Origin of the sequence: Candidatus Blastococcus massiliensis AP3 (genome assembly GCF_000582785.1) — a bacterium.
GTDB lineage: Bacteria > Actinomycetota > Actinomycetes > Mycobacteriales > Geodermatophilaceae > Blastococcus > Blastococcus massiliensis.
Genome location: NZ_HG931173.1, coordinates 414763 through 433049, shown reverse-complemented (window position 1 = coordinate 433049; position 18287 = coordinate 414763). Strand labels below are relative to the sequence as shown.

General features: G+C 73.6%; 16 protein-coding genes and 1 tRNA gene. 10 read left to right on the top strand and 7 right to left on the bottom strand.

Going from position 1 to position 18287, the window contains the following annotated elements; genetic code table 11:
• Positions 1–845, bottom strand: an 845-nt coding sequence (locus BN344_RS20510; protein ID WP_040336824.1) for a hypothetical protein, incomplete at its 3' end; no start/stop codon positions are given.
• 57 nt (positions 846–902) lie between these two features.
• Between BN344_RS20510 and BN344_RS02120 the strand changes: the two genes are divergently transcribed.
• From BN344_RS02120 to BN344_RS02110, 3 genes are read left to right on the top strand one after another with little or no spacing between them, the layout of a single operon-like run.
• A complete protein-coding gene (locus tag BN344_RS02120; protein WP_051515452.1) occupies positions 903–1586 on the top strand; it encodes a phosphatase PAP2 family protein in 684 nt (227 codons plus the stop codon).
• The gene (locus BN344_RS02115; RefSeq protein WP_040336823.1) at positions 1583–2134 is read left to right on the top strand and encodes a pirin family protein; all 552 of its coding nucleotides are present in this window, start codon (positions 1583–1585) and stop codon (positions 2132–2134) included. The genes BN344_RS02120 and BN344_RS02115 overlap by 4 nt, the downstream gene beginning before the upstream one ends.
• A gap of 37 nt (positions 2135–2171) precedes the next feature.
• The gene (locus BN344_RS02110) at positions 2172–3374 is read left to right on the top strand and encodes a M20 metallopeptidase family protein (protein ID WP_040337804.1); all 1203 of its coding nucleotides are present in this window, start codon (positions 2172–2174) and stop codon (positions 3372–3374) included.
• Here BN344_RS02110 and aceE read toward each other — a convergent pair.
• Complete coding sequence (aceE, locus tag BN344_RS02105; protein WP_414625665.1) at positions 3367–6183, bottom strand: pyruvate dehydrogenase (acetyl-transferring), homodimeric type; 2817 nt, start codon at positions 6181–6183, stop codon at positions 3367–3369. The two genes, BN344_RS02110 and aceE, sit on opposite strands and share 8 nt — an antisense overlap.
• A 406-nt stretch (positions 6184–6589) precedes the next feature.
• Here aceE and BN344_RS02100 point away from each other — a divergent pair, with 406 nt between their 5' ends.
• The 3 genes from BN344_RS02100 (at position 6590) to BN344_RS02090 (ending at position 7671) form a co-directional block, all read left to right on the top strand.
• Entirely contained in the window at positions 6590–7009 is a 420-nt protein-coding gene (locus BN344_RS02100) for a DUF3052 domain-containing protein (RefSeq protein ID WP_040336822.1), read from the top strand.
• A gap of 22 nt (positions 7010–7031) precedes the next feature.
• A complete protein-coding gene (locus BN344_RS02095) occupies positions 7032–7493 on the top strand; it encodes a peroxiredoxin (RefSeq protein ID WP_040336821.1) in 462 nt (153 codons plus the stop codon).
• A gap of 106 nt (positions 7494–7599) precedes the next feature.
• Positions 7600–7671, top strand: a tRNA-Val gene (locus BN344_RS02090).
• Positions 7672–7751: 80 nt separating this feature from the next.
• Here the strand turns inward: BN344_RS02090 and BN344_RS02085 are convergent.
• The gene (locus BN344_RS02085; protein WP_040336820.1) at positions 7752–8570 is read right to left on the bottom strand and encodes an esterase/lipase family protein; all 819 of its coding nucleotides are present in this window, start codon (positions 8568–8570) and stop codon (positions 7752–7754) included.
• Positions 8571–8790: 220 nt separating this feature from the next.
• Here BN344_RS02085 and BN344_RS02080 point away from each other — a divergent pair, with 220 nt between their 5' ends.
• Positions 8791–9699 carry an alpha/beta fold hydrolase gene (locus tag BN344_RS02080; RefSeq protein WP_040336819.1) on the top strand — a complete coding sequence of 303 codons (909 nt, stop codon included), beginning with the start codon at positions 8791–8793 and terminating at the stop codon, positions 9697–9699.
• A gap of 12 nt (positions 9700–9711) precedes the next feature.
• On the opposite strand, the gene BN344_RS02075 is transcribed toward BN344_RS02080, so the two are convergent.
• From BN344_RS02075 to BN344_RS02065, 3 genes are all read right to left on the bottom strand, one after another.
• Positions 9712–10755 (bottom strand): NAD-dependent epimerase/dehydratase family protein, encoded by a 1044-nt coding sequence (locus tag BN344_RS02075; RefSeq protein WP_040336818.1) that lies wholly within the window; start codon positions 10753–10755, stop codon positions 9712–9714.
• Positions 10752–12230 (bottom strand): WS/DGAT/MGAT family O-acyltransferase, encoded by a 1479-nt coding sequence (locus tag BN344_RS02070; protein WP_040337802.1) that lies wholly within the window; start codon positions 12228–12230, stop codon positions 10752–10754. Before BN344_RS02070 ends, BN344_RS02075 begins: the two co-directional genes overlap by 4 nt.
• A gap of 159 nt (positions 12231–12389) precedes the next feature.
• Entirely contained in the window at positions 12390–13358 is a 969-nt protein-coding gene (locus tag BN344_RS02065) for an alpha/beta fold hydrolase (RefSeq protein ID WP_231486424.1), read from the bottom strand.
• Between the two features lie 138 nt (positions 13359–13496).
• Between BN344_RS02065 and BN344_RS02060 the strand changes: the two genes are divergently transcribed.
• From BN344_RS02060 to BN344_RS02050, 3 genes are all read left to right on the top strand, one after another.
• Positions 13497–14348 carry a Nif3-like dinuclear metal center hexameric protein gene (locus BN344_RS02060; protein WP_051515448.1) on the top strand — a complete coding sequence of 284 codons (852 nt, stop codon included), beginning with the start codon at positions 13497–13499 and terminating at the stop codon, positions 14346–14348.
• Between the two features lie 95 nt (positions 14349–14443).
• On the top strand, positions 14444–15184 hold the full coding sequence (locus BN344_RS02055; protein WP_040336817.1) for a zinc ribbon domain-containing protein: 741 nt from the start codon (positions 14444–14446) through the stop codon (positions 15182–15184).
• Between the two features lie 19 nt (positions 15185–15203).
• Positions 15204–16298: a bifunctional RNase H/acid phosphatase gene (locus tag BN344_RS02050; RefSeq protein WP_197022261.1), complete on the top strand. Its 1095-nt coding sequence runs from the start codon at positions 15204–15206 to the stop codon at positions 16296–16298.
• A gap of 12 nt (positions 16299–16310) precedes the next feature.
• On the opposite strand, the gene BN344_RS02045 is transcribed toward BN344_RS02050, so the two are convergent.
• Positions 16311–18107 carry a putative bifunctional diguanylate cyclase/phosphodiesterase gene (locus tag BN344_RS02045; RefSeq protein ID WP_051515446.1) on the bottom strand — a complete coding sequence of 599 codons (1797 nt, stop codon included), beginning with the start codon at positions 18105–18107 and terminating at the stop codon, positions 16311–16313.
• Positions 18108–18287 lie beyond the last annotated feature (180 nt).

The following is an 18287-nucleotide window of genomic DNA, read 5'->3' as shown; positions in this document are numbered from 1 at the left end:
CGGGGGGACCTCGGGCCACGCCGGGCCGCGCGCAGCCCGGCCAGGGCCGCGGCCGCCGACTGCCCGGCGCGGCCGAGCCCGTCCACCACCGGTCCGGCGACGACGGGTCCCGGGCCGAACTCCTCGGTCACCCGCTCCGCGACCGCCCACAGGTCCCCGTGCCCACCCAGCACGACGACGAGCTGGTCGGCGTGCACGCCGACGAGGACGTCGCTGCGCAGCGACCGCGCGGCCCGGCGCACCGCGGCATGCGGGTCCTCGACCCGCTCCGGTGCCGCACCGATCAGCACCGTCACGGGCGTCGTCGCCGACCACCCCAGCGCGGCCGCGCGAGCGGAGAGCTCCTCGGCGCGCTCACCGCGCACGAGCGCGTCCACCAGGAGCGCCTCCAGCCGCGCGTCCCACGCCCCGCGGTTCTCGGCGAAGCTGGCGTAGACGTGCGCGGTCGCGAAGGCCACCTCGCGGCTGAACTGCAGAACGGCCAGGCGCAGGGTCTCCTCGTCGCCCGGCTCGGCGACCGACGCGACGTGGTCCTCGAGGGTCTCCACGGTGACCTTGATCAGGTCCACGGTCTGCTTGAGCGCGACGACGCGGACGAGCTCGCGCGGGGCGGCGCCGAACACCTCGCCGGTCAGGCGCGGCGGCCGGCCGGGATCGCGGCACCACTCGACCAGCGAGGCGAGCCCCGCCTGCGCGACCAGGGTGACCCACGAGCGCTGGTCGGCGGGCATCGCGCGGAACCACGGCAGCTCGTCGTCCATCCGGGCCACGGCCTGGGTGGCCAGTGCCCCGGACGAACGCTCCAGCCGCCGGAGGGTCGCGGCGGTCGGCGATCGGCTGCTCACGCGGCTCCTCACGCGGCCAGCGTGTCACGGGTGCCGCCGGTCGGGGAGAGTAGGGCGGTGAGCGTTCCCCCGGTCGGCACCCCCGTCACCCGGACGCGTGCCCCCGCCCCGGTCCTCTGGGTGATCGCGCTGTGCGCGGCCCTCGTGGCGCTGCTCGGCGCCGGCGTCCGCGCGGGCCTGGACGCGCAGCTCGAGCTGGACACCCGACTGAGCGAGGCGCTCTACGCGGGCGACGGCCGGAGCGCCTGGCTCGACGGGCTGCTGGAGGTGCTCACCGCTCCGGGTCTGTCCGTCGTGCGGTACGTCCTGGCGGTGCCGGTGCTCGTCTGGCTGTTCCGCCGGCGCGAGTGGCGGACCGTGGCCTGGGTCGTCGTCGCCGCGGTGTTCATCAGGCACCTCACGTCGGCGCTCAAGGAGTCCTACGGCCGCGTCCGCCCGGCCTTCGAGGACGGCGGGGCCGCGTACGACAGCCTCAGCTTCCCGAGCGGTCACGCCTCGGGCATCGCCACCCTCGTCACCATGGGCCTGGTGCTGGCCTGGCCGCACCTGGTCGAGGCCCGGCGGCGGCTGTGGCTGGCGCTCGGCCTGCTGCTCGTGGTCCTCGTCGGGCTCACCCGCATGTGGCTGGGCGTCCACTACCTCTCCGACGTCGTCGCGGGCTGGGCGCTCGGCGTGGGCTGGACCCTGCTCACCGCCGTCGTCCTCGGCGTGCTGCCCGCGCTGCGGGAGGAACGGCCGTGAGCGGGCCGGACCAGCACACCGTGCTCGCGCCCGACGACGGATCGCTCGGCCCCCTGCTGCGGGTCTCCGACGACCGGCTGGCACCGGGGGAGGGCTACGGCGGGCACGAGCACCGCGCCGTCGACGTCCTCGCCGTGCTGCTCGCCGGTTCACTGCGGCACCGGTGGCGGGACGGCGCCGTCCTGGCCGCGGGCGACGTCGCGGTGCTGCGGGCCGGCAGCGGGCTGGTCCACGACGAGTCCGCCGGCGACGACGGCGCCCGGGTGCTCCAGTGCTACCTCCGGCCGGACGACCCGGAGGCGCCTCCGTCGTACGAGGTGCACCGGACCGCGGCCGGGCCGGTGGACCTCCGCCGCGCCGACGCCGGCCTGTGGGTCGGGCGAGGACCGGCCGGCGAGCTCCTGTCGCCCCCGGCCGGGCTGCTCCTGGTGGCCGGCGAGCGCACGCAGGTGCGGGCCCACGCCGGCGGGCCGCTGACCCTGGACGAGGCGGCGACGGTGCTGGTCTGGCACCTGGAGACCGGCCGCCCGGCCTGGGCCGAGGACTAGGCGGTAGCGGCGTGCCGACCGTGTGAGAGTGGGGGGCATGCCGAACGACCCAGCAGAGCTGTTCTCCGCCGCCCGGGACGACGCCGACCGCACCATCGACCTGCGCCGCCGGCTCCACCGGCACCCCGAGATCGGGCTGCAGCTGCCGCAGACCCAGGCCACGGTCCTCGACGCCCTCGCCGAGCTGCCGATCGAGGTGACCACCGGGAAGTCGCTGAGCTCGGTCGTCGGTGTCCTGCGCGGCGGGCGCCCCGGCCCCACCTACCTGCTGCGCGCCGACATGGACGCTCTGCAGGTCTTCGAGGACAGCGACCTGCCGTTCGCCTCCGAGATCCCCGGCGCGATGCACGCCTGCGGCCACGACACGCACGTCGCGATGTTGCTCGGGGCGGCCCGGTTGCTCGCGGAGCGGCGGGACCTCCTGGCCGGGCAGGTGGTCCTCATGTTCCAGCCGGGGGAGGAGGGACAGCACGGCGCCCGGTACATGCTCGAGGAGGGCCTGCTCGACGTCGTGCCGGAGGCCCCGGTCAGCGGCGCCTTCGCCGTCCACACGATCTCGAACATGCCCAGCGGCACCATCAACGTCCGGCCGGGGCCGATGATGGCCGCCGCCGACCAGTGGCGCATGACGGTCCGCGGCCGCGGTGGTCACGCCTCGATGCCGCACTCCGCCGCCGACCCGATCCCCGTCGCGGCGGAGATCGTGCTCGCTCTGCAGTCGATGGTCACCCGTCGCGTGGACGTGTTCGACCCGGCCGTGGTCACGGTCGCGCACATCACCGCCGGGTCCCGGGACAACGTCATCCCGGAGACGGCGTTCCTCGAGGGCACCATCCGCACGCTGTCCGCCGAGCGCCGCCGCGACGTGGTCGAGGCCGTCCAGCGGGTGGCCACCCACGTCGCCGCGGCGCACGAGATGACCGTGACCTGGGAGCACATCGCGGGGTACCCCGTGACCGTCAACGACGTCGGCGTGGCCGCGCAGGTCCTCGACACCGCGGCGCGGCTGCTCGGGGAACAGCAGGCTCGGCTCATGCCCGCCCCGGTCATGGGTGCCGAGGACTTCTCCTACCTGCTGGAGCGGGTCCCCGGCGCGATGGCCTTCCTCGGTGCGTGCCCGCCCGGCGTCGAGCCGGCCGGCGCCCCCGCGAACCACTCCAACCTGGTGGTGTTCGACGAGGAGGCGCTGCCGGCCGGCGTCGCCCTCTACGCGCAGATGGCGCTGGACGCCCTCAGGTAGCCGGGCTGGGGTCGCTGCGATCCTCCGCCGGGGCGGCCTGCACGTCGCGGACCTGGTACTTCTCGACCGCCTCCCGCACCCGGGCCCGGTCGACCTGTCCCTCGTCGGCCAGCGACGCCAGTGTGCGCACGACGATCGACTCGGCGTCGACGTGGAAGTGCCGGCGCAGCGCCGGGCGGGTGTCGGACAGCCCGAAGCCGTCGGTGCCGAGCGAGGAGAGCCCGCCGGGGACGTAGGGCGCGATGAGGTCGGGGACCGCCCGCATCCAGTCCGACACCGCGACGACCGGACCGAAGGTCTCCTGCAGTCGTTGCGTGACGTAGGGAGTGGCCGGCTCCTCCTCCGGGTGGAGCAGGTTCCGCTCGGTCACCTCCTCGGCCTGCCGCCGCAGCTCCGTCCACGACGTCACCGACCACACGTCGGCCGAGACGCCCCAGTCGTCGGCGAGCAGCTCCTGCGCCCGCAGCGCCCAGGGCACCGCCACACCCGATGCGAGCACCTGGGCCTTCGGGCCGTCGATCCCCGGTCCCTCCGCGTAGCGGTACATCCCTGCCAGCAGGCCCTGGACGTCGAGGCCGTCCGGTTCGGCCGGCTGGTGGAACGGCTCGTTGTAGACGGTCAGGTAGTACATGACGTCCGGCGAGCGGGAGCCGCCCAGCGGCGCTCCGGGGTCCTCGCCGTACATCCGGACGATCGCGTCGCGGCTGATGTGGGCGACCTCGAAGGAGAACGCCGGGTCGTAGGAGACGACGGCGGGGTTGGTCGCGGCCAACAGCAGGGAGTGGCCGTCCTCGTGCTGGAGCCCCTCGCCGTTGAGCGTCGTCCGCCCGGCGGTCGCCCCGAGGAGGAAGCCGCGGGTCATCTGGTCGGCGGCCGCCCAGATCGAGTCACCGGTCCGCTGGAACCCGAACATCGAGTAGAAGATGTAGATCGGGATCATGGGCTCGCCGTGCGTCGAGTACGACGTGCCGACGGCGGTGAACGACGCCGTGGACCCGGCCTCGTTGATGCCCTCGTGCAGGATCACGCCCTGCTCGGACTCCTTGTACGTGAGCATCAGCTCGCGGTCGACCGACGTGTACCGCTGGCCGGCCGGGTTGTAGATCTTCTGCGTCGGGAAGAGGGAGTCCATCCCGAAGGTGCGCGCCTCGTCCGGGATGATGGGCACGAAGCGCGGGCCGAGCTCGGAGTCCTTGAACAGCTCCTTGAGCAGGCGGACGAACGCCATCGTCGTCGCCACCTCCTGCTTGCCCGAACCCCGGCGCAGGACCTCGAGCGCCTTGTCCTCCGGCGCCTTGAGCGTCTTGAACTCCGCACGCCGGCGCGGCACCGCGCCGCCCAGGGCCCGGCGTCGCTCGAGCATGTACTGCATCTCGTCGGAGTCCGGGTCGGGCCGGTAGTAGGGCGGCAGGGTCTTGTCCAGCGCCGAGTCCGGGATGTCCAGGTAGAGCCGGTCGCGGAAGCCGGCCAGGTCCTCCGCGGTCAGCTTCTTCATCTGGTGGGTGGAGTTGCGGCCCTCGAAGTGGCTCCCCAGCGTCCAGCCCTTGATGGTCTTGGCCAGGATCACCGTGGGCTGGCCCTTGTGCTCCACCGCCGCCTTGAAGGCCGCGTAGACCTTGCGGTAGTCGTGCCCGCCGCGGGACAGGCCCCAGATCTCCTTGTCGCTCATGCCCTCGACGAGCTTGCGGGTGCGCGGGTCGCGGCCGAAGAAGTGCTCGCGGACGAAGGCGCCGTCCTCGGCCTTGTAGGTCTGGTAGTCGCCGTCGGGGGTCTGGTTCATCAGGTTGACCAGGGCGCCGTCGCGGTCGCCGGCGAGCAGCGGGTCCCACTCCCGGCCCCAGATCACCTTGATCACGTTCCAGCCGGCGCCGCGGAAGAACGACTCCAGCTCCTGGATCACCTTGCCGTTGCCGCGGACCGGGCCGTCGAGGCGCTGCAGGTTGCAGTTGACGACGAAGGTGAGGTTGTCCAGCTCCTCCCGGGCGGCCAGGCCGATCGTCCCCAGTGACTCGGGCTCGTCCATCTCGCCGTCGCCCAGGAAGGCCCAGACGTGCTGGTCGGAGGTGTCCTTGATGCCGCGCGCGTGCAGGTAGCGGTTGAACCGGGCCTGGTAGATCGCGTTCATCCCGCCCAGGCCCATGGACACGGTGGGGAACTCCCAGAACTCGGGCATCAGCCGCGGGTGCGGGTAGCTGGACAGTCCACCGACGGGGTGGCTGACCTCCTGCCGGAAACCGTCGAGCTGCTGCTCGTCCAGTCGGCCCTCGAGGAAGGCGCGCGCGTAGATGCCGGGGGAGGCGTGGCCCTGGAACCAGATCTGGTCCCCACCGCCCGGGTGGTCCTTGCCGCGGAAGAAGTGGTTGAAGCCGACCTCGTACAGGGACGCCGACGACGCGTACGAGGAGATGTGCCCGCCGACGCCGATGCCCGGCCGCTGGGCGCGATGCACCATGATCGCGGCGTTCCAGCGGATGTAGGCACGGATGCGCCGCTCGGCGTGCTCGTCGCCGGGGAACCACGGCTCCCGCTCGGGCGGGATGGTGTTGATGTAGTCGGTGCTCCGCAGGGCCGGAACGCCGACCTGCTGCTCTCGGCTGCGCTCGATCAGGCGCAGCATCAGGTAGCGGGCCCGCTCGCGTCCCGCGTGGTCGACGACCGCGTCGAGCGAGTCGATCCACTCCTGCGTCTCGTCGGGGTCGATGTCGGGTAGCTGGCTCGGCAGTCCGTCGGTGATGACCGCTCGGGGTGCACTGGCCTCGGGGGCAGATCCGCGGGCGGGGTCGCCGTCCGGCTGCTGCGATGCGCTCATGGCCCCCATGCTTCCCCTCCGGAGGGCCCCCGTCACGTCCGCGGGGCGGGTCGGCGCGGAAGTCGTGCGGAGCGTGTGCGGGCGACCGTCCGTGCGCGCGGGCTTGCGTCACCGTGGTCATGCCCTACGCTTCCGCCCAACGTGGCCCGGCGTGACCGGGCCCGTACCGGATGAACGGCCGCACCGGCCGAGCGGTGGGACGAGAGGGGTGACATGACCAGGCTGCGGGGAGCTCTCCCGCCGGTCGTGTCCGCGCTCGCACGCCGTCGTGCCGCGCCCGATGGGCGTCCGAGTCCGAACCGGTACGCACGCCCGTGAGGCGTCCGCGCGCGAGCGGCCCGCCGACAGGGCAGCATCCATCTCACGATCGATCAGCAGCAGGTCCACCCATGGAGGAGCAGCACGGATGAGCGTCGACAGCGCCGGCATGGCGGCCCGGCTGGGCATCAAGCCGGGCATGGTCGTGCAGGAGCTCGGCTGGGACGAGGACGCCGACGAGGACCTGCGCGACGCGATCATCGAGGTCTCGGGCGGCGAGATGGTCGACGAGGACACCGACGAGGTGGCCGACGTCGTCGTCCTCTGGTGGCGCGAGGACGACGGCGACCTCTTCGACGCCCTGACCGACGCGATCACCTCGCTGGGTGAGGACGGCGTCGTCTGGCTGCTCGTGCCCAAGTCGGGCCGTCCCGGCCACGTGGAGCCCGGTGACGTCACCGAGGTCGCCCCGACGGCGGGCCTGCAGCAGACCAGCAGCGTGTCCGCGGCCAAGGACTGGTCGGGCATCCGCCTGGTCAGCCCGAAGACCGCCCGCAGCCGCCGCTGAGGCGTACGGCACGATCGGGGGCATGAGTCTCTCCGTCGGCGACGTCGCGCCCGAGTTCAGCCTTCCCGACCAGGACAAGCAGGTCGTCTCCCTCGCCGAGCTGCGCGGAACGCCCGTGCTCGTGGTCTTCTACCCGTTCGCCTTCTCCGGCATCTGCACCGGTGAGCTGTGCCAGCTCCGCGACGAGCTGAGCAACTACACCGACGCCGGCGTGAAGGTGCTGGCCGTCAGCACCGACCCGGTGTTCAGCCTCAAGGCGTTCAAGGCCCAGGAGGGCTTCGACTTCCCGCTGCTGTCGGACTTCTGGCCGCACGGCGCGACCGCGCAGGCCTACGGCGTCTTCAACGACAAGGCCGGGATGGCCGTGCGCGGCACGTTCCTGATCGACGCCGAGGGGAAGGTCGCCTTCGCCGAGGTCAACCAGCCCGGCGACGCCCGCGAGCAGTCCGGCTGGAAGGACGCCGTCGGCAAGCTCGCCGCCTGACGAAGAACCCCCTCCTCCTCGTCCCTCGCAAGCCCGGGACGAGCCTCTGGAGGGGGCCGGCGTGCAAGGGAACAGGGCTTCGTCGCCCGTACCCTTGGCGCTCCGGGGGCGCGTAGCTCAGCGGTAGAGCGCTCGCCTTACAAGCGAGTGGTCGCAGGTTCGAACCCTGCCGCGCCCACCCCGTGACCGTCCTGGAACGGCCCTCCTCCAGGGGCCCGCCGCGAGCCTGCGAGCGGTGGGGAGGAGGAGGGTCCTTCTTCAGGCCGCGGAGCCCTGCACGGCCGCGACGGGGGAGCAGGGGGCGGGCTCCGCGGGCCTCGGGAACGCCAGCCGCAGGAACAGCGGCGCCTTGAACGGCGACCACGCGTCCTCCGCCTGCGCCAGGCGGTCAGCGATCGCCCAGATGGCGGCGGGGTGGTGGCCCAGGCCTAGGTGGCTGGCGGTGACGGCGATGTTCTCGCAGCGTTCGCCCGGGGTGTTCAGGCAGGTCTGCCAGTGCACGATGCCGTCGAAGTGCGAGTAGATCGACGTGGCGGGCACGGGCAGCGGGACGCCCTCGGGCTCCAGCGGCAGGGTGCGCTGCTCGACGTGCAGGTGCGAGTACCGGTCGAAGACCTTGGCGGCGCGGGTCTGGCTGTACTTGGTCAGCCGGAACGGGCTGCCCAGGGTGATGACCTGGCGCACGGCGTCGGGGGAGCGGCGGGCGAGGTCGCGGGCGAAGATCCCGCCCAGGCTCCAGCCGATGATCGTGACGGGGCGGCGGTAGCGACCGTGCAGGTAGTCGAGCTTGTCGCGCAGCCCGTTCACGCACAGCGCCGTCGGGCCGATGTTGCGGCCCAGACCCCAGCCGTGCACCCGGTAGTCCAGCCGGCGCAGGGTCTTGCGAAGGGCGATGGTGGAGACGTCGTCGGCCAGCAGGCCGGGGAGGACGAGAACCGGATGCCCGTCGCCCTTGGGCAGGCGTGGCGTCAGCGGCTTGGCGGCCAGGTAGAGACCGAAGTCCGCGACGGCGCGCCCGGGCTCGCTCAGGTAGAGCGGGAGCCCCGGTCCGGCGCTGTCGTCCTGTCGTCGTGCCACATCGACCTCCCTGGTGGGACTGCGTGGACGAGCCTGTACCAAGATGCGGTCTGGCTCACACTCGCCGTTCACGCAGCGCGGGCGAATGTTGCCTAAATGTGTCCTGGGTCATATCGGACGTGTGCGTCCGACTCCGCTTCTCTCTGTCACATACCGTGCACGGGCGGGGAGGCCGGGGTGGCGTGGGACCGTGGGTCAGGACGTCGACCGGGGGAGTGGCATGACCGAGGAACAGGTGCCGGGCGAGAGCCGGACGGTGGACCTGGACGGGCCGGTGCACTACGTCGACTTCGGCGGGCCGGAGGACGCCCCGCGGGTCGTGCTCGTCCACGGACTGGGCGGTTCGCACCTGAACTGGGACACGTTCGCACCGCTGCTGCTGCCGCACGCGCGGGTGCTGGCCATCGACCTCCCCGGCTTCGGCCGCAGCGAGCCCGGCGGGCGCCGCGCCACCGTGCACGCCAACGTCGAGGTGCTCGACCGCTTCCTGCAGGAGGTCGCGGGTGAGCCCGCGGTCCTGGTCGGCAACTCGATGGGCGGGATGATCTCGATCCTGCAGACGCACGCGCACCCGGAGGCCGTGAGCGGGCTGGTCCTGCTCGATCCCGCCATCCCCGGGCCGCGGCGCGCGCTCGACCCGCTGGTCGCCGCCATGTTCGCGCTCTACGCGCTCCCCGTGGTCGGCGAGCGCTTCCTCTGGCTGCGCCGCGCACGCCAGACGCCGCTGCAGCGCGTGCGGGAGATGCTGCGGCTGGTCGGCGTCGACCCCGACACCCTGCCCTCGACGGTCATCGACCGGTCGGTGGCGCTGCTGGAGGCGCGCGAGGACCACGCGGGCATGGACAAGGCCTACCTCACCGCTGCACGCTCGTTGCTGGTGCAGCTGGCGGACCCGCGGCGCTACCGCCGGGCGATGGAGGAGCTCGCGCGGCCGGTCCTGCTCGTGCACGGGGACCTGGACCGGCTCATCCCGGTCCAGGCCGCCCGGGACGTCGCCCATCGGCACCCGGACTGGCGCTACGCGGAGCTCGACGGCGTCGGGCACGTGCCCCAGCTGCAGTGCCCCCAGCGGCTCGCCGACGAGGTCCTGCCGTGGCTGGCCGAGATCGGCAGCATCCGGACCGGCTAGACCTCCGGCCGGTCAGGAGGGCCGCTCGCGCAGCGTGTCCTGCAGTGCCTCCAGGCCGGTGTACCGCGGACTCCACCCCAGTTCGGCCTTGGCCCGGGTGGTGTCCATGAGGGCCGGCTGGCTCGCCGCCTCGATCCACTCCGCCACCGGCGGCAGGAACGGCAGCCGCGAGATCGCCCGGGCGGCGGCCTGGCCGGGCGCGGCCGGCAGGGGGATGGGCCACGCCCCGAACTCGCGGGCGACGTCGGCCGCGGTGAGCACGCCGTCGCCGGCGATGTTGTACGCCCCCGGCGGGCCCGCGCCGACGACGCACAGCTGCAGCGCCCGGCCGACGTCCTCCTCGTGGATGAACTGCAGCGGGTGCTCGGGCACCAGCAGTGGCACCGGGACCGAGAGCCGCCGGGGCCGGCCGAACAGCCTCCGGCCGATCGGGGCCAGCGGGCCGGGCAGGACGTCCTTGGCCCCGATCGCGTTCGGGCCGAGCACCACCGGCGGGCGCAGCAGGTACAGGGCCAGGTCCGGCGCGGTCGCCGCCTCCTGCTGCAGGAGCTGCTCGAGCTCGGCCTTCTCCTGGGCGTAGAACAGCCGGGCGGCCGGGCGGGTGGGCCAGTCCTCGGTGATCAGCTCGGGGTTGTCGGCGTGGAACCCGTAGGCAGCCACCGAGGAGGCGTAGACGAACCGGCGGGCACCCACCGACGCCGCGGCCCGGAAGACGTTGAGGGTGCCGTCGACGTTGATGGCCCGCGTCGTCTCGCGCGAGGCGTTGCCGGTGATCAGGAACGCGAGGTGGACGACGACGTCGGCGTCGCGGAACGCCTCGTGGAGGGCGTCCGGATCGCGGACGTCGCCCTGCCGGTACTCCATCTTCGTCCAGCCGCGCTCGGCCGGGTCGAACGGCCGGCGGGCCATGCCGATGACGCGGGTGACCCGGTCGTCGTCCTGCAGCAGCGGCATGAGCCCGGCGCCGAACGTGCCGGTGGGCCCGGTGACCGCGACGGTGAGGTCACGGTCACCGGCGCGGCGGCGTCCGCCGCCGCGCTGCTTCGCCGGGCTCACCTGGCGGCGGCCGAGGCCGACCGCTTGCGCGGCTTCCCGCCCGTTCCGCTCGTCTTGCGTGCGGGCGGCTGCTCCACGTCCGGCGTGCCCTTCTCGGCGCGGGCGAACTCGAGGAGTTCCTCGATGCCGCGGCGGATGCCACCGGAGAGGACGTCGACATCGGAGAAGGCGTCGAAGTCGGCGTTGATCCCGAAGGTCATCGTGTCCAGGTAGCTGAAGATGCCGATCGAGCAGCGCGTCCCGCCCGCGATGGGCACGTAGGCGTAGGCCGAGCACATCCGGCGACCGAGGACGTACAGGGGGACGCGCGGGCCGGGCACGTTGGTGGTCACCGCCTGGCACCAGACCTGCCCGGCGGAGAGCGCGGCCCGGACGCCCAGGGAGAGCAGCGTGGGCGCGACGAAGTCGCCCATGGAGATGATCGACGGCACGTCGACCGCCTGCATCGCCTTCTTGTACTCGTCCATCTGGCCGCGGATGGACTCCATGCGGGAGAGCGGGTCCGGATCGCCGACCGGCAGGTCGACGAAGACGCAGGAGACGGCGTTGTTCAGCGTGCCGCGCTGGTTCTCGGCCCGGACGGACACCGGCACCATCGTGCGCACGACCAGCTTCTCCGAGGAGAGCTCGCCCCGGCCCTGCAGGAGGTCGCGGAACCCGGCCGTGATCGCCGTGAGGACGACGTCGTTCACGGTGCCACCGAGCGCGGTGCGCACCTCCTTGAGCTCGTCGAACTTCCCTGACGTCCAGGCCCAGCGACGGTGCGGCCCGATGGGCCCGTTGAGCGAGCGGGCGGTGGGCGTCAGCGCCTGCTTCGCGAGCGAGGGCACCGTCGAGGCGAGGGTCTTGCCCGAGTCGAGCAGGCTCTGGGCCATCCGGCGCGGCCCGCCCAGAGCCGGCACCGTCGACAGCTGGCGCAGCGGATTGGCCACGGCGTCGGCCACGGCGCCGGCCACCATGCCGGCGCTGGACGGGGTCCGCTGCGGCGACCAGTCGCGCGGCTCGTCGTGGGTCGCGTCGGGGGAGAGGTCGAACATCAGCTGCATGAGGTCGCTGCCGGCGACGCCGTCGACCATGCAGTGGTGGACCTTGGAGATGATCGCCCAGCGGTCGTCCGCCAGGCCCTCGATCAGGTACAGCTCCCAGAGCGGCTTGGACATGTCCAGTCGCTGGCCGAGGATGCGGCCGGCCAGGTTGCGCAGCTGCTCGTCGCTGCCCGGACGGGGCACCGCGGTGTGCCGCACGTGGTACAGGATCTGGAAGTGGGGGTCGTCGACCCACATGGGCCGGCCGAGCTGCATCGGCACCTCGCGGACGCGCTGCCGGTACCGCGGGACGAGCGGCAGCTTGCTCAGCAGCAGCCGCACCACGTCGCCGTAGGTGGGCGCAGGGCCGTCGAAGACGGCCACCGACCCGACGTGCATGGGGGTGTTCTCGCTCTCGGCGAAGTAGAACCCGCTGTCGAGCGCACTCATCCGGTCCACGTTCTGCTCCTCGCCGCCCCTCGGTACCGCTGTTCGGGCGAGGGGTCATCCACGTCGTCGGGTGGCCGCTGAAGTTATCTGTGTCGTCCGGTCACTGCAACATGGCAGCAGTGACCGGGACCACACTGCCCTGCCCCGGAGAGGCCCTGCTCAACCGGCCTGTTGTGCGCGGGTGTCGACCCGGTCGAGCAGGTCCAGGAAGGCACGGTCCACGATCGCGGTCCGCGTGAGGTTCACGCTGTGTCCCGCGCCCGGGACGACCACGAGTTCCGCGCCGGTCTCCTCGGCGATCCGCCGGCCGTGGGCGACCGGGGTCAGCCGGTCGTGGGTGGCTGCGACCACGGTGACCGGGACCCGCCCCAGCACCTCCAGCGCGGCCGACTCGTCGTGGTCGAGGAAGGTCGCGTAGAACGCCGCGGTCACCGGGTACGGCGTCTCCTCCAGAAGCTGCTGCACGAGCCGCACGCGAGCGGGGTCGGCGTCGTCCCGGCCGAACAGCAGCCGGCGGGTGAACCAGCGGCCGAACGGGCTCCCGCGCCAGCGGAACCGCTCCAGGGCCGGCGCCACCAGCTGGATCGCGCGCAGGTACAGCGGCAGCAGCCGAAGCCACCGGATCACCTTGACCACCCGGCCGAGCACGCCAGTCTCCACGAGTCCGCCGGCCGACGTCGCCAGCAGGAAGACGCCGACGACCCGGTCCCCGAACAGTTCGGGGCGCTGCCGGGCCAGCGCCATCACGCTCATCCCGCCCATGGAGTGCCCGGCCAGCACGACCGGTCCGGACGGGGCGACCGCGTCGAGCACCTGCCCCAGGTCACGCCCCGTGCGGTCGATGGTGGCGTCGGGCAGCGGGGTGACTGCCGACCGGCCGTGCCCCCGCTGGTCCCACAGCACCAGCCGGGCGCGCCCCCGCAGCGCCTCCCGCTGCAGCTCCCACTCGGCGAGCCGGGCGGTGAAGCCGTGGGAGAGGACGACGGTCACCTCTGCTGCGTCGTCACCCGCCCATCCCTCGTCCACCTCCACGTGCAGGTCGATGCCGTCGTCGGTGCGGACCGTGCGGGAGCCGGGTGGGGGCGGGCCGGTCAGCGGCGGCAGGGTGGGGACGGGGTCGGCGGGCACCCGCACATCCCAGGCCCATCCGAGGGCGGGGCGCAACAGCAGGCGCTCAGCGTCGGCGCGTGCTCGATCCCACCGGCGACGACGACGAGAAGCTCGGCACCGGCTCGGCCGACCGGCCGCTCACCTACAGTCCGGTCCGTGACGGTGCCGCTCGGGAACGTGATCGATGCGCTGCAGGCGCGATACGACCCGGCGCTGGCCGAGCCGTGGGACGCCGTGGGGCTGGTCTGCGGTGACCCGTCGGAGCCCGTCGGGCGGGTGCTGTTCGCCGTCGACCCGACCACGGCCGTGGTCGACGAGGTCGTGGCGGGCGGCGTCGATCTGCTGGTGACGCACCACCCGCTGTTCCTCGCGCCGGTCCACGGCGTGCCCGCCGACGACCCGAAGGGCCGGCTCGTGCACCGGCTGGTGCGCGCCGGGGCCGCGCTGTTCGTGGCGCACACCAACGCCGACCGCGCTCCGGGCACCGGGGTGAACGCCGCCCTGGCCGACGTCCTCGGTCTGGCCGGCGCCGTGCCCCTCGAGCCCGCACCCGGCGTCGAGGGAGCAGGCCTGGGCCGGGTGGGGGAGCTGCCGGCACCGCTCACCCTGGCGGAGTTCGCCGCGCTGGCCGCCCGGGTCCTGCCCGCCACCGCCGGCGGGGTGCGCATGGCCGGGGATCCGGAGCGGATCGTGCGCCGGGTGGCGGTGTGCGGGGGCAGCGGCGGTTCGCTCCTGGCCGCCGCGGCGGCCGCGGGCGCCGACGTCCTGCTGACCAGCGACCTCAAGCACCACCCGGCGTCCGACGCGCTCGAGGTGGAGGGGCCGGCGCTGTGCGACGTCGCGCACTTCGCCAGCGAGTGGCCGTGGCTGCCGGTGGCCGCGGAGGCGCTGCGCGCCGACCTGGGCGGCGCGGTCGAGGTGGCGGTGTCCCGGCTGCGGACCGACCCGTGGACCCGGTCCGTGGGGCATGCGGCGGACGTGGCTGGAGAGCCTCCGCTCCACGGGTAGCAGAAGGACCCCCGTGCCCCCCACGGCTCCCTCGCTCGCGGCGGGCCCCTGCACGCGGGCCGAACCCAGCAGGAACCACGGGTAGGTTCCTCTGCGTGAAGGTGGACCATTTCGAGCAGCAGAAGCTGCTGGACCTCGCGGCGGAAGACGTCGCGCTGACCCAGCTGGCGCACCGCCGACGGACGCTGCCGGAGGTCGCGGCGGTGGAGGCGGCCGAGGAGTCCGAGCGCAGCCTCTCGGCCGACGTCGTCCGGGCCGAGACCGAGGTCCGCGACCTCACCCGTGAGGTCAAGCGGCTCGAGTCCGACGTCGACACCGTGCGGCAGCGCGCCACCCGCGACCAGCAGCGGCTGGACTCCGGGTCGGCGACGCCCAAGGAGATGACCGGGCTCCAGCACGAGATGGAGTCCCTGGCCCGCCGCCAGGGTGACCTGGAGGACCAGCAGCTCGAGCTGATGGAGCGGCTGGAGGCGGCCGAGTCCGCCCTCGCGGCGGCGCAGCAGGGCCACGTGCGTGCCCGGGAGGAGCTGGAGCGCGCTCAGCAGCTGCGCGACGACGCCCTGGCCGACATCGCCGACGGCACCACCCGGCACGAGTCGGCGCGGGCGGCGGTCACCGGCGGCATCTCCGCGCCGCTGCTGAGCCTGTACGACCGCATCCGCACCCAGACCGGCACGACGGGCGCGGCGATGCTCAAGGCGCGCCAGTGCCAGGGCTGCCGGATCGAGCTCAACGGCCGCGAGCTGGCCGCTGTCCGCAACGCCGACCCGCACGAGGTGGTCCGCTGCGAGAACTGCGGCCGGATCCTGGTGCGCACGGCCGAGTCCGGCCTGTGACCCCGAGCTGGAGCGCGTGGTGAGCCCGCGCCGGTTCGTCGTCGAGGCCGACGGCGGCTCGCGGGGCAACCCCGGTCCGGCCGGCTACGGCGCCCTCGTGCGCGACGCGGAGACCGGCCGGGTCCTGGCCGAGCGGGCGGCGTCGGTGGGGCGGGCGACCAACAACGTCGCCGAGTACGGCGGGCTGGTCGCCGGTCTGCAGGCCGCGCTCGACCTGGACGCCTCCGCCGAGGTCGAGGTGCGGATGGACTCCAAGCTCGTCGTCGAGCAGATGTCGGGCCGCTGGCAGATCAAGCACCCCGACATGCGGCAGCTCGCGCTGCAGGCCCGCGCGATCGCCTCGAAGTTGGGCGGCGTCCGCTACACCTGGGTGCCGCGCGCGCAGAACGGCGCCGCCGACGCGCTGGCGAACAGCGCGATGGACGGCACGCCCGTGCACCGCGACATCGCGGCCGAGCCGTCGGTGACCGAGACCGACGTGCAGCCGGAGGAGCCGGCGCCTGTGGTCACCACGGTCACGCACCTGCTCCGGCACGGGCAGACCGAGCACACCCCCGAGCGTCGTTACAGCGGCCGCAACGACCTGCCGCTGTCCCGGATCGGCCGCGCCGAGGCGGAGGCGGCCGCGCACCGGCTGGCCGGGCTGGGCATCGAGGCCGTCGTCGCCTCGCCGCTGCGCCGGACCCGCGAGACCGCCGAGATCGTGGCGGGCGTCCTGGGGCTGACCGTGGAGTTCGACGACGACCTGCAGGAGCTCGACTTCGGCGACCTCGAGGGGCTCACCGGCGAGGAGGCGCGCGCGAAGCACCCGCTCGCCGTCCGCCGGTTCATGTCCGACCTCACCGTGGCCGCGCCCGGAGGTGAGTCCATCGCCGACGTCAGCATCCGGGTGGCGCGGGCGCGCCGTCGGATCCTGGAACGGTACGCCGGCCGGACAGTGCTCGTGGTCAGCCACGTCACGCCGATCAAGCTGATGCTCGCCGCGGGACTGGGTGCCGGCGACGACGTCGTCCACCGGGTCTTCCTCGAGGCGGCGTCGCTGTGCACGGTGGCCTGGTCGTCCGACGGCCGGACGTCCGTGCGGCTGGTGAACGACACCGCGCACCTGCGCTGAGCCAGAGCGACGTCAGAGCGCGGGGAGGGTCGCCGTCCGGTCGGCCAGCCACTGCTCGAGCTCGGTGGCGGGCAGCGGGCGGGCGTGCAGATAGCCCTGGCTGACGTCGCAGCCCAGTGACTGCAGCCGCTGCAGCGTGACGTCGTCCTCGACGCCCTCGGCCACGACGCGCAGTCCGAGCCGGTGCGCGAGCTCGATGGTGCTCGCGACGATCGCCTCCGAACGGGCGGAGGTGACCAGGTCGGCGGTGAACGAGCGGTCGAGCTTGAGCTCGGCCACGGGCAGGTCGCGCAGGTAGGCCAGCGAGGAGTAGCCGGTCCCGAAGTCGTCGATGCTGACGGTGATGCCCAGCCGGGCCAGCGCGCGGACGACCGACAGGCTGCGGTCCGGGTCGGAGAGCAGCACGCTCTCGGTCACCTCGAGCACCAGCGACGCCGGCGGGACGGCGTGCCGCGACAGCAGCTCGGACACCCGGGCCGGCAGCCCGGTGTCCAGGAGGTTGCTCGCGGACAGGTTGACCGACATCCGCAGGTGCAGGCCGCGGCGGCGCCAGTCGGCGAGCTGGGTGACGGCCTGTCCGAGCACCGCCTCGGTGACCGGGCCCATGAGGCCGTGGACCTCGGCCAGCGGGAGGAACTCCATGGGTGCGACCTGCCCCCGCGTGGGGTGCGTCCACCGCACGAGGGACTCCACGCCGGTGACCCGGCCGGTGTCGATGTCGATCTGCGGCTGGTGGTGCAGCACGAGCTGGTCACCGGCCAGGGCGGCGCGCAGGTCCTCGACGAGGGCGAGGTGCCCGCTGCTCTCGGCGTGGCGGTCCTGGTCGTAGAGGGCCACGCCGATGCCGCTGCGCTTGGCGTCGTACATGGCCACGTCGGCCTGGCGCAGCAGGCGGGCCGGACCGTACGCGTCGAGCCAGGCGGTCGCCGTCGTCGTCACGCCGATGCTCGCGGACGCGTGCACGAACAGGCCGCCGACGGCGAACGGCTCGGCGAGCCGGTCGTGCAGGCGGGTGGCCAGCTGCAGGGCGGCGTCCTCGGGGGCGTCGGCCTCGCCCAGGACGGCGACGACGGCGAACTCGTCGCCGCCCAGCCGGCCGAGCAGGTCACCGGGCCGCAGCGCGGACTCCAGGCGCTGGGCCACCATGCGCAGGAGGTCGTCACCGGCGGCGTGGCCGAGGGCGTCGTTGACCTCCTTGAACTTGTCGACGTCGAGGAGGGCGAGGGCCAGGGGCATGCGCTCGGCGCACAGCTCCTCGGCTCGGCGCAGCACCGCTCGCCGGTTGGCCAGCCCGGTCAGCTCGTCGGTGAGGGCCTCCCGCCGGCTGACGGCGAGCTGCGCCAGCTCACGGACGTTGACGGCCATGCGCAGGCCGCCGCCGACGACGGCGAACCCGGCGCACCAGGTGGCGATGTCCGGGCCGTCGGTCAGCGCGCACAGGGCCAGCGTGGCGGTCGAGCCCACGATGACGACGTAGGCGCCGATGGTCGCCGCCGTGGGGTCCGTGGGCCGCGGCGCCGACCGGCGGGAGCGGAGGGTGGCCGCGACGGCGAGGCCCAGCAGGAACACGGGGTGGAAGGCCGCCCCCCAGCCGACCCCCTGGCCGCCGGCGGCCAGCGTGCCGACGGCGCCGAGCACGCCTGCGGTCAGGGAGACCGTGACCAGCCACATCCGGGTGTCGCGACCCATGGCGCCCAGGAACGGGAGGGTCAGCGTGGTGCCGAGCATGACGAAGCAGACGGCGAACTGGGCGACCGCGGCCTGCACCTCCCACCACGGGAGGGCGGCGAGCGAACTGCCCTCGCGCACCCAGCCACAGGTTGAGCACCGCGGCGACGGCGAGCACCGCGGCGACGCCGTTGATCACGTCGTTGGGGTCGGCCAGGCTGGTGCTGTGCCGGTTCCAGCGCACGAGGCCGCCGTACCAGAACGGGAAGGCCGCGACGCCTGACCAGTACAGCGGAGCCAGCGCCACCGACTCGCTGGCCG

Excerpts from the sequence above, each read along its gene's own strand:
- aceE (WP_414625665.1), bottom strand. The coding sequence starts at position 6,183 with ATGAGCGCATCGCAGCAGCCGGACGGCGACCCCGCCCGCGGATCTGCC.
- BN344_RS02110 (WP_040337804.1), top strand. The coding sequence starts at position 2,172 with ATGCCGAACGACCCAGCAGAGCTGTTCTCCGCCGCCCGGGACGACGCC.
- BN344_RS02100 (WP_040336822.1), top strand. The coding sequence starts at position 6,590 with ATGAGCGTCGACAGCGCCGGCATGGCGGCCCGGCTGGGCATCAAGCCG.
- BN344_RS02070 (WP_040337802.1), bottom strand. The coding sequence starts at position 12,230 with ATGAGTGCGCTCGACAGCGGGTTCTACTTCGCCGAGAGCGAGAACACC.
- BN344_RS02095 (WP_040336821.1), top strand. The coding sequence starts at position 7,032 with ATGAGTCTCTCCGTCGGCGACGTCGCGCCCGAGTTCAGCCTTCCCGAC.
- BN344_RS02080 (WP_040336819.1), top strand. The coding sequence starts at position 8,791 with ATGACCGAGGAACAGGTGCCGGGCGAGAGCCGGACGGTGGACCTGGAC.